The organism is Microbispora sp. CA-135349 (assembly GCF_050947365.1).
GTDB lineage: Bacteria > Actinomycetota > Actinomycetes > Streptosporangiales > Streptosporangiaceae > Microbispora.
The window spans coordinates 1,565,301-1,578,282 of the sequence record NZ_CP192001.1 but is presented as its reverse complement, the minus strand read 5'-3'; the positions used below and the strand labels follow the sequence as shown (position 1 = coordinate 1,578,282).

12 protein-coding genes are annotated in these 12,982 nt (G+C 72.4%); 2 read left to right on the top strand and 10 right to left on the bottom strand.

Features of this window, described 5'->3' with window-relative positions; translation table 11 throughout:
* Positions 1 to 122 precede the first annotated feature (122 nt).
* Positions 123 to 482 (top strand): hypothetical protein, encoded by a 360-nt coding sequence (locus ACQPZZ_RS07725; RefSeq protein WP_432930234.1) that lies wholly within the window; start codon positions 123 to 125, stop codon positions 480 to 482.
* On the opposite strand, the gene ACQPZZ_RS07720 is transcribed toward ACQPZZ_RS07725, so the two are convergent.
* Together ACQPZZ_RS07720 and ACQPZZ_RS07715 are read right to left on the bottom strand one after the other, a co-directional pair.
* A complete protein-coding gene (locus tag ACQPZZ_RS07720) occupies positions 467 to 1,450 on the bottom strand; it encodes a DNA-3-methyladenine glycosylase family protein (protein ID WP_432930232.1) in 984 nt (327 codons plus the stop codon). The two genes, ACQPZZ_RS07725 and ACQPZZ_RS07720, sit on opposite strands and share 16 nt — an antisense overlap.
* 20 nt (positions 1,451 to 1,470) lie before the next feature.
* A complete protein-coding gene (locus ACQPZZ_RS07715; protein ID WP_432930230.1) occupies positions 1,471 to 2,574 on the bottom strand; it encodes a sugar phosphate nucleotidyltransferase in 1,104 nt (367 codons plus the stop codon).
* A gap of 242 nt (positions 2,575 to 2,816) precedes the next feature.
* Between ACQPZZ_RS07715 and ACQPZZ_RS07710 the strand changes: the two genes are divergently transcribed.
* Positions 2,817 to 3,623 carry an SAM-dependent methyltransferase gene (locus tag ACQPZZ_RS07710; protein WP_432930228.1) on the top strand — a complete coding sequence of 269 codons (807 nt, stop codon included), beginning with the start codon at positions 2,817 to 2,819 and terminating at the stop codon, positions 3,621 to 3,623.
* 71 nt (positions 3,624 to 3,694) lie between these two features.
* On the opposite strand, the gene ACQPZZ_RS07705 is transcribed toward ACQPZZ_RS07710, so the two are convergent.
* The 8 genes from ACQPZZ_RS07705 to ACQPZZ_RS07670 form a co-directional block, all read right to left on the bottom strand.
* Positions 3,695 to 4,822 carry a glycosyltransferase family 4 protein gene (locus ACQPZZ_RS07705; protein ID WP_432930226.1) on the bottom strand — a complete coding sequence of 376 codons (1,128 nt, stop codon included), beginning with the start codon at positions 4,820 to 4,822 and terminating at the stop codon, positions 3,695 to 3,697.
* 228 nt (positions 4,823 to 5,050) lie between these two features.
* A complete protein-coding gene (locus tag ACQPZZ_RS07700; RefSeq protein ID WP_432930224.1) occupies positions 5,051 to 5,977 on the bottom strand; it encodes a lysylphosphatidylglycerol synthase domain-containing protein in 927 nt (308 codons plus the stop codon).
* Entirely contained in the window at positions 5,974 to 6,828 is an 855-nt protein-coding gene (locus tag ACQPZZ_RS07695; protein WP_432930222.1) for a methyltransferase domain-containing protein, read from the bottom strand. The genes ACQPZZ_RS07700 and ACQPZZ_RS07695 overlap by 4 nt, the downstream gene beginning before the upstream one ends.
* Before the next feature lie 85 nt (positions 6,829 to 6,913).
* Positions 6,914 to 7,984, bottom strand: a complete 1,071-nt coding sequence (locus tag ACQPZZ_RS07690) for a glycosyltransferase family 4 protein (protein ID WP_432930220.1) — start codon at positions 7,982 to 7,984, stop codon at positions 6,914 to 6,916.
* Positions 7,981 to 8,913: a glycosyltransferase family 2 protein gene (locus ACQPZZ_RS07685; RefSeq protein ID WP_432930218.1), complete on the bottom strand. Its 933-nt coding sequence runs from the start codon at positions 8,911 to 8,913 to the stop codon at positions 7,981 to 7,983. Before ACQPZZ_RS07685 ends, ACQPZZ_RS07690 begins: the two co-directional genes overlap by 4 nt.
* Before the next feature lie 57 nt (positions 8,914 to 8,970).
* Positions 8,971 to 9,699: a permease-like cell division protein FtsX gene (locus ACQPZZ_RS07680; RefSeq protein WP_432930216.1), complete on the bottom strand. Its 729-nt coding sequence runs from the start codon at positions 9,697 to 9,699 to the stop codon at positions 8,971 to 8,973.
* 194 nt (positions 9,700 to 9,893) lie between these two features.
* Positions 9,894 to 10,814, bottom strand: coding sequence for a permease-like cell division protein FtsX (locus tag ACQPZZ_RS07675; protein WP_357325023.1), 921 nt, complete (start codon positions 10,812 to 10,814; stop codon positions 9,894 to 9,896).
* A gap of 19 nt (positions 10,815 to 10,833) precedes the next feature.
* Positions 10,834 to 12,957 (bottom strand): ArnT family glycosyltransferase, encoded by a 2,124-nt coding sequence (locus ACQPZZ_RS07670; protein WP_432930213.1) that lies wholly within the window; start codon positions 12,955 to 12,957, stop codon positions 10,834 to 10,836.
* Positions 12,958 to 12,982: the final 25 nt, after the last annotated feature.

Below are 12,982 nucleotides of genomic sequence, written 5' to 3'. Positions count from 1 at the left end.
CGGGGCCTTTGCGGCCGGAGGGTATGAGCGGTGAGCGAGATCGACGAATGGGCGAGGAATTTATGGCCGCTATCAGGGCAAATGGTGCGTTTTGTCTAGCCTCGGGGATCGCGGCGGTCCTCATGGGAGTGTCGGCGCCGGCGGCGGCCGGCGTGCTCGCGGCGCCGCACGCGGGGCACGGCGGCGGATCGGGCAAGGGCCACGCGAAGCAGGTCACGGACGGCCGCAACACGGCCAACGCCCCCACGATCACCAGCGCCGTCCGCCAGGTGTCCACGGGCAGGCGCAACGTGAACGCCGCAGCGGGCAACAACGGTGTCGCGGTCACCGGCCTCCAGCAGGAGGCGAGCGTCAGCTTCTTCACCGACACCCTCAACGGCAACTGCAAGGAGGGGGTCGCGGACTGCGAGATCAACCAGAAGCTGCGCCCGCGCGAGGCCGGTCACCCCCGGCGCGGCGGACACGGTCAGAAGGCCCGGTAGTCGCGCGCCGCCATGCGCGGGCCGCGTGCCGGCGGCCTGAGGCCGCTGAGCTCGATCAGCCTGACCACGCGGTGGCGGTGCCCCCGGAACGGCTCGAGCAGTTCGAGCATGCCGTCGTCGTCGGTCTTCCGCCCGGTCAGCGCGTAGCCGACGATGCCCGGCAGGTGGAAGTCGCCCACGCTCGGGGCGTCCGGGTCGCCGTGGGCCCGCTGGCGCACCTCGGCGGAGGTCCACACGCCGATCCCCGGCAGCGCCCGCAGCAGGTGATCCGCCTCCGCCGACGCCTCCGTGATGGTGGTGGCGGTGCGCTCCAGCTTCTCGGCGTGCCGGGCCGCGTTGACGATCGTCCTGGCCCGTACGGCCTCCGCGCCCGCCCGATGCCAGTCCCACGACGGGATCGCCCGCCACACCTCCGGCGGCGGGACCACGTACATGCCCTCGGGGGCCGGGCCGGGGGCCGGCTCGCCGTACCGGCGCAGCAGGAACCGCCAGGCCCGCCATGCCTCCCTGCCGACCACCTTCTGCTCGAGCACGGCGAGCGCGAGCGCCTCGAACACCCGCAGGGAGCGCCCGATCCGCAGCCCGGCGGCCCTCCCGGCCAGGCCCGCGACGAACGCGGCGACGCCGGCGTGCCGGTCGTCGCCCGAGCCGGCGAGCCGCGCGAGCATCGCGGCGAAGCCGGCCACGTCGTCGTCGGCGCCCAGCAGCGACGGGAGCGTCTCCAGCAGCCAGCCGGCTCCCGGCCCCCACGCCTGCCCGAGGACCTCGTCGCCGCTCACCGTCACGCGCAGCGTGCCGGGCCCTTCGGGGGTGCGCGAGGTGCGCCAGATCGCCCCGTCAGGCGTACGCCTCCAGGCCGGGTCGCCTCCTCCGCGCCGATGTGGGGACAGCGTCAGCGCGACGTCGAGCGGCCCGGACGGCCGCCACCGCCGCTCGCTTCGCCGTTCGGTGGAAGCCGCACGGACCATGTCAGACGTCACTGACCGTTTCAGACGTCGCTTGAGAAGCGGACCGCGCACTCGGGCAGATTTACCCCGGGCCAGACGCGCATACCGGAGATGAGCTCGTTGCCCGGGCCGATCAGCGCGCCGTCGCCGACGACGACCTCGCGCAGCACGGCGCCGGAGGCGACGCGGGCGCCGACGCCGACGACCGAGTCCACGATGGTCGCGCCGGACGCGACGTGGCAGTCCTCGGACAGCACGCTGCCGCGCACGCTCGCGCCGGCCTCGACCGTGGCCCTGGCGCAGACGACGGTGCCGCCGGTGACCTTGGCCTCGGGCGACACGACCGCCCCGTCCAGCAGGAGGCGCTCGCCCGCCGGGCCGGGCAGCGCGGGCGAGCCGAGCCTGCCCAGCACCAGGTCGGCCGAGCCCCGCACGAACGCCGCCGGTGTGCCCACGTCCAGCCAGTACGAGCTGTCGGCGAAGCCGAGCACCAGCTCGCCGGCCGCGATCAGCCCGGGGAAGGTCTCACGCTCCACCGAGACCACCTGGCCCTCGGGGATCGTGTCGATGACCGAACGCTGGAACACGTAGCACCCGGCGTTGATCCGGTTGGTCACGGGATTGGGCGTCTTCTCCAGGAAGGCGCTGACCCTGCCGTCGCCGTCGGTCGGCACGCAGCCGAACCTCGACGGGTCGTCCACCTCGGTGAGGTGCAGGGTCACCGCGGCGCCCCGCGCGACGTGCAGCTCCACCTGGGCGGCGATGTCGTGACCCGACAGGATGTCGCCGTTCAGCACGAGCACCGGCGCCCCGGGCGGGCAGGTCAGGGCCCGCGCGGCGTTGCGGATCGCGCCACCGGTCCCGAGGGGGGTCTCCTCGGTCATGTAGACGATCTCCAGGCCGAAACCCGACCCGTCGCCGAACGCCTCGCTGAACATCGACGCCCGATAGGACGTCGCGAAGACCACCCGGCGCACCCCGTACGCCCGTGCCTTGGCCAGCTGGTGCGCGAGGAAGGGCACCCCCGCCGTCGGAAGCAGCGGCTTGGGCGTGCTGAGCGTCAGCGGTCGCAGACGTGTGCCCTGGCCGCCCACGAGAAGGATCGCCTCGAGACCATCCGGCGACCGCACAGAACTCTCCCTCACAGCCGCGAGGGTAGCCTAGCCGCGCCCTCCGCATGGCTCGCCGCCGCCGACCGTTGCGCGGACGTTTCCCGACGGGCGCGCAACCTCCGTTCACGAACTTCGAACCGGGGATATGCGGACCATTTCAGGGACTGAAGAGAAATAGCCCTTTTACGGCGGTTTGCCATTGCGCGGTGCGTTGATCGTTTAGATTGGGGACCGCGTGTCAGACAGTGTCTCGTGGTGTGCCTTAGGAGGATCTGATGAGTGAGGATGCTTCGATTGAGCAGAGATCGGCGCGTATCAACACCTCCGTTCCGCATTCGGCCCGCGTTTGGGACTACTGGCTGGGCGGCAAGGACAACTTCGCCCCCGACCGCGCGGTAGGGGACGAGATCGTGAAGGTCATGCCGGACCTGCCGGTCAACGCGCGGGCCGAACGGGAGTTCATCGGCCGCGTCGTGCGCCATCTGGCCGGCGAGGCCGGGATCGACCAGTTCCTGGACGTGGGCACCGGCATCCCCACGGCGGAAAACACCCATGAGGTGGCGCAACGCGTCAACCCCAGGGCACGCATCGTCTATGTGGACAACGACCCCATCGTGCTGGTTCACGCTCACGCGCTGCTGCGCAGCACGCCCGAGGGGGCCACCGCCTACCTCGACGCCGACCTGCGCGAACCCGCGCCCATCCTGCGGGAGGCCGCGCGGACGCTGGATTTCTCTCGCCCGATCGCGTTGATGCTCATGGGCGTGCTGGAGTTCGTACCCGACACCGTTCAGGCGCACAGGGCGGTGAGCACGTTGCTGGGAGCGCTGCCCCCGGGCAGCTACCTCGCGATCGCGCACAGCGTCCGCAGCCCCTCGATGGACGAGGCCGCCGCCAGATGGAACGCCAGCAACGCCAGCCCCCTCACTCTGCGCACGCCGAAGGAACTGGAGGAGTTCTTCGACGGGCTGGAGTTTCTGCCGCCGGGTTTGGTGTCACTGCCGAAGTGGCGGCCCGAAGCCACCACGAGCTTCCGTCACCGCGAGGTGTACCAGTACGGCGGCGTGGGCCGCAAACCGTAGGCCGCCCGCGAAGCACACCACCGGCAGGAATGGCGTACGCCTCCTCAGGTCGTGCCTGACGAATCATGGCCCTAGCCTTCGATGGCGCGCTGATAGGCGAGGAGGTGGGCCTCGGCCGAGTGCCGCCAGGTGAACTCGCGCGACCGGGTGACCCCCGCCTGTGCCAGCGACTCGCGCCGCTCCGGCGACTCCAGCAGGGCGCGCAGCGCCCGCGCGACGCTGTCGGCGTCGGGCTCGGTGTAGGCCACCGCGTCGCCGCCCACCTCGGGCAGGGAGGCGCGGTGGGTGGTCAGCACGGGCGCCCCGCAGGCCATCGCCTCCAGCACCGGCAGCCCGAACCCCTCACATCGCGACGGGGAGGCGACCACGAGCGCCCCGCCGAGGAAGCCCGGCAGGTCGGCGAAGGGCAGGAAACCGGGACGCACGACCTTCACCCGGGGCGGCAGCGCGGCGACGGCGGCGTCGACCTCCTCGTCCCACGCCGGGCCGCCCGCCAGCACCAACGCGGGCGGCACGGACAGGTCGGCGACCGCGCGCCCGAACCCGGTCACCAGGTTCGGCACGTTCTTGCGCGGCTCCAGCGCCCCGAGATAGGCGACGTACGGCCGCCCGTGCAGGCCCATGCGCCCGGCCACCCGGCGCACGTCCTCAAGCGTGGGCGGGTGGAACAACGTGGGGTCTACTCCGTGATAGGCGACGTCGATCCGGGTGGGATCGGCGGCCAGCACCCGGACCAGCTCGTCCATGGTGGCCTTCGAGGGCACGATCACCCGGTTCGCGTGGCGTACGGCGGTGCGGGTGGCCGACCGGAAGAACGAGGCCCTGACGGGGTCGTGCTGGTCGGGGTCGGTGAACGAGGTGACGTCGTGGACGGTGGCCACCGTGGGCAGGCCCGAGCCCAGCGGGATCGAATAGTAGGGAGCGTGGATCACCTGGGCGCCGGCGTGCCGGGCCAGGACCGGCAGGCCGGTCTGCTCCCAGGCCAGCCGCTTGTTGCGGTTGGTGATCGCGGGCGGTCCGGAGAGGATCCGCGCCGAGGGGGCCAGCGCCGCGTACCGCTCGGCGTCCGCGCGCTGGCAGACCACCGCGATGTCCGCGCCCGCCTCGTGCAGGGCCGCGACCAGTCCATCGACATACCTGATCAGGGCGCCGCGATCGGCGGGGACCGCGGCGGCGTCGACGAGCACCCGGGGTGTCAAGTGAATCGCTCCCCTCACTGGGCCCGCGCCGAGCCGGGAGGATCACTCCCCGCCCGCGCGGTCCCGCTGGTTCCGGCGGTGTTCCGGCAGGGGCCAGGGGCCCACGCCATGAACTGACGCCTTCCCCCGCATCCCTCCCTGTCACTCTATTTCCGGCGTCCCCCGAAACGTGAGCGATATCACATGAGGGTCGTCCCTGGCTGTGCCACCCGCGCCGATTCCACGGGTTCAGGCCGGGACTACGGGTTCCTTCCGCGTACGGACCGAGCGCCGGGAGGCCAGCCCGGCGGCGCCGGCGCACACGAGGTCGCCGACGGACACGATGAGCCGGGAGCACAGCACCGCGGCGGTGGCCTTGGGCCCGTCGAGCACCGGGGCGAGCGCGGCCACCATCGCGAACTCCCGCACGCCCACGCCGGCCGGGGCGATCACGAACACGAACCCCAGGCACCAGGCGAGCGCGAACGCGCCGAAGCTGAGGATCACGGCCGAGGGCCCGCTCGCCCCGAGGCCGTGCACGATCAGCGCCAGGTGCACGCCGTAGGCCGCCCAGCCCGCCAGGGCCCAGCCGCACGCGACGAGCACGCCGCGCCGGGTGAGCGGCCGTTCGAGCGGCGGGCGGCGCAGCTTGCGCAGCCCGAACGCGATGACGCCGTTGACCACCTTCGGATGCAGGGCGGCGGCGACCACGGGCACGAGCAGCAGCAGCCAGGCATATCGGGCGACCGACTGCCCGGCGAGCACCGGCAGCGTCACGACGGCCACCAGCAGGCCGGTGCCGAGGTAGATCGGATACGTCAGGAAGAAGGCGGCCGCGCTGCGCGGCCGGGGGATGCCGTGGTCGCGGCCCATCTCCATCTGCGCGAGCACCGGCCACACCGACCCGGGGATGTACTTGCCGAGCTGCCCCACGAAGAAGATCTTGGACGCGTCGGTGAACGCCAGCGGGGAACCCAGGTCGGTCAGCAGCGCCCGCCACATGAGCATCCCCGACAGCAGCGCGCCGAGCACCGCCACCAGGGAGCCGGCGAGCTCCGCCCACGACAGCCGGGCGAACCCGTCCGCCACGTCGGTCCACTTGCCCGCCACCGCCCAGACGCCGAATCCCAGCGCCACGAGCAGGAACAGCGCGCGCAGGAGTTTGCGGCGGCTCATCGGGACGTACGGACCGGCTCGGGCGGCTGCGGGAGCGGCGCGCCGAGGGGACGGCGGGGCGTCTTGGTCGCGACCCACAGGTAGGTGGGGACGACCGGCAGCAGCGCCCGCAGGGCCGGGCGCGGGGTCCGCTCCAGCGTGGCCTTGGCGGCGCGGCCGGCCGCGCCGGGGAACAGCTCGCCCCCGGCGAACCGCTCGGGCGCGGCCAGCACCGGGAACGTGTAGTCCCACACGTGGAAGCCCGCCAGCATCCGCCGCAGCCCCGGACGGGTGCGGAAGCGCTCGTAGTAATGGTCGGCGCGGCCGAACGCCCGCACGTACCGGTCGGCCGCGGCGGGCGGCAGGTAGGACAGGAAAGGCAGCTTGTAGTGCGGCTCCATGACGCCGAGCCGGTTGCCCAGGCCCAGGTAGAGCACGCCGTCGTCGGACAGCACCCGGTGCATGTCGGCGATCACGGCGTAGGGGTCCACCACGTGCTCGTAGATGTGGTTGAAGACCAGCACGTCGATCGAGCCGTCCGGGAACGGCAGGCGGGAGCCGTCGGCGCAGACGAAGCCCACTCGTCCGCCGAAGCGGTCGGACGCCTTGCGCAGGCCGGGGACGTCGATGTCGAGCCCGAGCGTGTGCCGCGCGCCCGCGGCGGCGAGCTCGTCGGCGATGAACCCGGCCGAGCACCCCACGTCGCCGACGGTCAGCCCCGACAGCACCTCGCCCGGCTTGGCCGTGTCCCTGCCCAGGAAGTGCGCGAGCACAGCGATGATCTTCGCGGCCTTGCGCCGGCGCTTGTCCTCGTCGAGCATCGCGGCCTGGAGCTCGGAGTATTCCAGCTGGGCCGCGCGTTCCCCGCTCACCCTCGTCTCCCGGTCGCTCTCGTCGTCACGCTGCCCTACAGTACCCGTGCCCGCCCCGCCCACGTCCCGTGATCACGGGGTTCGATCAGGCGAGCAGGGTGTCGAGGTAGGCGGCCCAGTGCGGGTCGGGGTCGACGGGCGCGACGCCCGCCCGCAACCGCTCGGGGGTCCCCGGCTCGTAGAACCGCTTGATCGCCTCCGCCAGCGCGCCGGCCGAGCCCGGCTCCACCAGCAGGCCGTCCACGCCGTCGCGTACGTTGTCGGGCAGCGCCCCGACCCGGGTGGCGATCACCGGCACACCGTGCTCGTGACCGAGCCACACGTTCTGGCTGGCGGTCGCCGACCGGTAGGGCAGCACCAGCGCGTCGGCCGCGGCGAACAGCTCCGGCACGTCCTCGGCCGCCACGTATCCCGGCCGGATCTCGACCCGCTCGGCGAGGCCCAGCCGGGCGATCAGGGCGCGGGTGTCCTCCAGGCCGCCCCAGAACTCGCCCGCGACCGTGAGCCGTACGCCGGGCACCTGCGCGAGCGCCTCGAGCAACAGGTCGAGCCCCTTGTAGGGCCGGACGATGCCGAAGAACAGCAGCCTGTCCCGCGGCTCGCGGCCCGCCGTCCCGCGCGCGCCGCGCGCGGGCAGGTGCGGCGCGAGGGCGGCCACCCGCACCGGCGCGGCGGTGAGCGCGCGGGCGAGGTCCGCCTGCTGCTCCGAGTGGGCGAGCACGCCGTCCACCCTGCGCAGCAGCGCCTTCATCAGCGGCCTGTCGTACGGCTTGGTCTCGTGCGGCAGCACGTTGTGACACAGCGCCACCACGCGGGCCCGGCGGCGCAGGCCGTACAGGATGCCGAGGTAGGCGGGCACCTGCACCGGGCTGAGCACGGCGAGGACGACGAGGTCGGCCCCGCGCAACCGCCGCCCGCAGGCCACCCAGCCGTCCGGCCGCCGCCAGTCGAGGTCGCGGCGCGTGTTCGCGTACGGCTCGCCCTCGGGGCTGTCGATCGTCTGCTGCCCGGGATACAGGAACGACGGGTACTGCGCCCGCCACGACTCGATGACCACGTCGTGGCCCCGCGCCCGCAGCCGGCGGGCCAGCTCGGTGGTGTGCTGCGCCCCGCCGCCCTTGTACGGATACGTCGGGCCGACGATCGCGATCCTCACACATCACCCCGAGATCGCACGATCAGGTCGGCCAGCAGGGCCACCGCACCGATCAGCATGCCGGATATGAAGATCACGATGGCGTTGCTCGTGAGGTAGAAGCCGTAGCGGATCACGTCGTACAGGCCCTTGACGAAACCGATGCCGACCAGCCAGAGCGCGGGCGGCATGAGCACCTTGAGCGGGTTGAAGTACATGACCATCCGCAGCACCTGCAGGATGTAGCGGTAGGCGTCGGAGACGAAGTTGAACTTCGACTTCCCGGCCCGCTTCGCATACTCGATCGGCAGGTAGTAGACGTCGTGCTGGTTCGACATGAACGCCAGCGTGATCGTCGTGACGCAGGAGAAGCCGGGGGGCAGCAGCCGCAGGTACGGCTTGGCGACCGACTTGCGGAAGGCCCGCAGGCCCGAGTTGAGGTCGGGGATCTTCTGCCCGGCCAGCCGCTCGGCCACCTTGCGGATGAACCACTTCGCCGGCACCCGCAGGACCTTGTGCGAGCCCTCCTCGGTGGTGCGCGCGCCCACGACCTGGTCGATCGTCTGGTCCTTCTCCAGGATCTGGACCAGCTCGGGGATGCGCTCGTTCGGGTAGCTCATGTCGGCGTCGGTCCACACGACGATCTCGCCGCGGGCCTCCTGGCTGCCGATCCTGCGTACGGTGCCCGAGCCGCCGTTGCGGTGGAACGCCCTGATCCGCATGTGCGGGAAGCGCGGCGCGGCCTCCTGCAGACGCGCGAGCGTCTCGTCGGTGGAGCAGTCGTCCACGGCCAGCAGTTCGTAGGTGTACCCGCTCGCGTCCATGGCCGCGCAGATGCGCTCGACCTCGTCGATGACGTGGTCCTGCTCGTTGTAACACGGCAGGACGATCGTGACGTACGGGGTTTCTGCGGGAGTCACGGCGCTTCCAGAGGTCTCGGGCGTGGTCACGTCCGGTTAGGGTACTCTGCCCCGCCAAATCGCGGTCTCACTTCGCGGACGCCGCCGTCACAGCCGCTTCTCCTTCGTGGTCGCGTCGACCGGGTCCACCAGGAACACCCCGGCCGCGCCGCGTAGCGCCCGCCTGACTTCGGACAGCACGGGCGGGATCGAGAACTTCACATAGAAGACCTCTGGAAGGTAGGCGGCGAAGTCTTCCTCCGGCACTCTCCGGCGACGCCACATCGGAGCCTGGTGGGAGCGGGCCTGGAAATAGACCTTCTCCAGCCCGGGGAGATCGCCGATGCGGTCCAGAATGGCGTTCTTCTCGGCGAGAGTGGCCAACCCTCGCCCCTCGCAGAGGCCTCCCTGCCCTTCGCTGAGGTCGGCCCGGGGGCACAGCTGGACCATGATGTCAGCCTTGCCCGGCCAGTAGTCGTCGCGGATCACGAAGGCGTTGGACACCCCCGCCGCCTTCGAGAGGCGGCGGACCAGCGCGGGCCAGTCCCCCGGGCCCACCCGGGCGGCGTAGGACGCGGACTCGTCCGCGGGGTCCGCGCCTTCCAGCAGATCGGGTCTGTCCCGCAGTGCCTCTCGCGTTCGCCTGAACTGCTCCGCCTGCGACACGAAACGGACCTTCTCGACCTCCGGCGCGGCCCCGAGCAGCGCCCGCACCTTCCGTATCTCTCCCCGCGTGGCGACTCCCCGGTCGTTACAGGCGTCGAACACGGTGGAGCGCGCGCAGAAGTACACGGCCAGTTGTCCCGTCTCCGGCCACGGGCCGTCCGGCGGCGGCATGGGCGTGAGCGCGCTCGTGCGCGGCCACGGATCATCTGGCGGCGGCCCCTCCATGGCGGTTCCGGAAGGGGACCGCGACGCGACGGGCTGAGGCCGATCCGACGGCCCGGCGCTCCCACAGGACGCCAGGAGAAGCGCCGCCGCCGCGACCGCGAGCGGCCTTCTCCACCGCGTACGCTCCTCGGAGATCGCCGTCATCTGCCGGCACCGGGAGTCACCGCGAACCGCCACTGCGGCGGCGCGGACACCTCGAGTACGGCGGCGACGCCCGGCATCCGTCCGAAGATCTCTCTTATCTCGCTCGACCTGCCCGGCCTGTCGAGCTTGAGCCAGAAGCCCTCGGGCACGACGAGCGGATCGACCTCCGTCTTCTCCCACAGGATGCGCCGCCTGTCCCGCAGCGCGTGGGCGAGATCCTCGAAGTAAACGGCCTCCACCCCGTCGATGTCCTCGATCCGGCCGAGTACGGCCGCCTTCTCCTGTTCGGAAGCCCTCGGAGTCCGCTCGCATCGCTCGTAGGCGCCGTCGCCTCTGTCCGGGCAGAACTCGATCGCGATGTCGGCCCTGCCGCGCCATCCGGTGTCCCCGACGACGATGACCTCCGAGACACCGGGCGAGCCCTCCAATCGGCGCTTGACCCCCTGCCAGTCCCCCGGACCGAGCGCGCCGTGGTAGGCCTCCGGTATGTCGGCGGGCTCGTAGGCGCCCGCGATCCCGGAGCCATCCCCGGGCGTGCCCCATTCCTGGAAGTCCTTCCACCCTTGCTGCTGAGTCCGGAAGCGGAAGATCCGGACCTCCGGCGACGCTTTGAGCGCGGCCTCAAGCCCCCGTTTGTCCTGCTCCGTCGCGGCGCCGTCATGACAGGTCGGAAGATCGGGCGTCCGGTGCAGGCACATGTAGACCGAGAAGAACCCCGCCTGCGGCACTGCCCCCGCCGGCGGGGGCAGCGGCCACCGGGACCGCTCGTGGATCCGCCATCCGGCGATCCCGAGCCCGGCGAGGAGCACGATCACCACTCCGGCGACGACCAGTGGCCTCCGGAGAAGGCCCGTCCTGGGTTCCGGTTCGCGACGATCGTCGCCGAAGGACAATTCCTCCATCTCAGGGGAATCCACACGCCGAACCCTAGATCCATCAGGTGGGTACGGTCATCCAGACGTCGATGGCGAGCGACCAGGTGCCGTTGGGCGGGTCCACCAGGGAGCGCTCGTCCTGCCGGGTGCGCAGGCTCATCACCCGGGTCGCCGGGCCGTACGCCATGAGCTGCTCGGGCTCGGCGGCGAGCAGCACGGGCACGCGGCCGGTGCGCCGGACGCCCTCGACCAGGCGCAGCACGTCGGCCGGACGCGGCACGTCGCGGCCGGGAGCGTGGACCACCCGGGCCGTCGGCACCCCGCACTGGCCACGCACGACCTGCGTCAGCCGGTCGCCCGTGACGCGCTCGGCGACGAGCACGGAGGCGTTCGCCGGGATCGCGCGGCACAGTCCCGCCACCGCGGCGACCTCCCCCCGGTTGACCGGCGTGAACGCGGTGCCGATCGAAGTGATCGCGGGCGGGACCGCCAGCAGCAGCGCCCCCGCCGCGACGGCGGCCCGCGGGCGTCCCGGACCGGCGGCGAACCAGCCCGTGCGCGCGAGCCGCCGCGAGAGCCACCGCAGGCCCCAGACGGCGAGCAGCACCAGCCCGGGGATGACGATCGGCACCAGCCTGCGGGACGCGAAGGGGTGGTCGGGGGTGATCGCGGGACGCCAGAGCGTCGTCACCGTCGTCCACCCGATCACGGCCAGCGGCAGCAGCCAGCCGAACTCCCCTCCCTTCGTCAGGCCGCCCCTGGTCAGGCGGCGCGCGAGCACGGCCGCCGCCACGGCCGCCAGCACGACGGCGGGGATCCCGACGTACCAGAAGAGCCAATTCAGGGAGTGCTCGTAGTACAACCGCGACCCGTCACCGGGCAGGCCGTTGGCGGCCTGCGTCTTCTCGATGAAGTCGGCCGTGAGCCGGTCCTCGGGCGTGACCGCGACACGGCGCACGGTCTGCACCCAGGGCCGTACGGCGAAGCCCGCCAGGACCAGCACGACCAGGGCCGCGGCGGCGTCCGGCAGCCACCGGGCTCCCGTGAGAAGCCGGCGCGCGCGGGCGGCGATCCAGGGCGCGAGAGCCGTGCCGGCGACTGTGAGCACCACGACGACGGCGCAGATCGCGAGCAGGGGCATGAGCGAGCCCGACAGATACTCCAGGTAGGGCCGGGCGAGGACGTAGCCGCCGGTGAACCCCCACAGACCGCCCACGACCAGGCCGGTCAGCAGGGGCACGCCCAGCCGCCCCTCGGGGAAGGACCTCGCGCGGGGTGTCCGCCGGAGCGCGATGAGCACCCCCGCGAAGGCGAGCACGGGGAGCACGTCGCGCAGGCCGTCGATGCGGACCAGCAGCGCCAGCCCGAACGACAGCCCCGCGAGCGCGGCGGAGGCGAAGCCCGCGCCGGGTGGTGCCGCTCCGAGCGCTGCCCGGAGCCGGGCCCGCGCGTCGAGCAGCAGGTTCATCCCGCCGAACAGCAGGATCAGCGAAGGGATCTCGCTGAACGTCGTCCGCGACGTGTAGAGGATCGGCAGGCAGACCGCGAACACGAGGGCGGCAAGAGGCGCCCAGCGCGCGCCCACGAGCCGCGCGGCGGTCCCGGCGACGGTGAGCACCGCGAGCGCGCCCAGCACGGGCGGCACGAGCAGCAGGCCGGGGACGCCGCCCAGCCAGTGGCCGATCGCGTGGATCATCGGCGGCCCGGCCATGAACTGCGGGGCGATCCCGCCGTCGACCGCGTAGAACCCCATGCTGTCGAAGCGCAGTGAGGGGTCGGGGCCGCCGAAGTCCCCCACGGGGACCGGCAGCGACCCGTGCCGGGCGAGCCACACGGCGTACTGCGCGTAGGTCGACGGATCACGCCGGATGATCAGTTGCTCGCCGTGCAGGAGTCCGTTGAACACCCCCGACCCGAGCGCCACGGCGACTGTGGCCGCCGTCGCCCACCGGTGCCGTGCGGCGCTCCCGGGCAGGCCGCGCAGGCCGTACGCGCACAGCAGGAGGGCGGCGGCGCCGCCGAGCAGCGCCATGGGCAACGGCCGGAACCACCCGAGCAGCAGCAGCGGAAGCCCCGCGAGCAGCCACCCGCTCAGCGCGAGCGCGGGCACGACGGAGACGGCCGCGAGCGTCCTGCCCGCCGCCTCCTGCTCCCACGGCAGCCGTGAGTGGCCGGATCTGTGCACTGGAATGCACCCGAGACTAGCGGTC

Excerpts from the sequence above, each read along its gene's own strand:
- ACQPZZ_RS07710 (WP_432930228.1), top strand. The coding sequence starts at position 2,817 with ATGAGTGAGGATGCTTCGATTGAGCAGAGATCGGCGCGTATCAACACC.
- ACQPZZ_RS07720 (WP_432930232.1), bottom strand. The coding sequence starts at position 1,450 with ATGGTCCGTGCGGCTTCCACCGAACGGCGAAGCGAGCGGCGGTGGCGG.
- ACQPZZ_RS07680 (WP_432930216.1), bottom strand. The coding sequence starts at position 9,699 with ATGCCGCCGCCGGACGGCCCGTGGCCGGAGACGGGACAACTGGCCGTG.
- ACQPZZ_RS07700 (WP_432930224.1), bottom strand. The coding sequence starts at position 5,977 with ATGAGCCGCCGCAAACTCCTGCGCGCGCTGTTCCTGCTCGTGGCGCTG.
- ACQPZZ_RS07725 (WP_432930234.1), top strand. The coding sequence starts at position 123 with ATGGGAGTGTCGGCGCCGGCGGCGGCCGGCGTGCTCGCGGCGCCGCAC.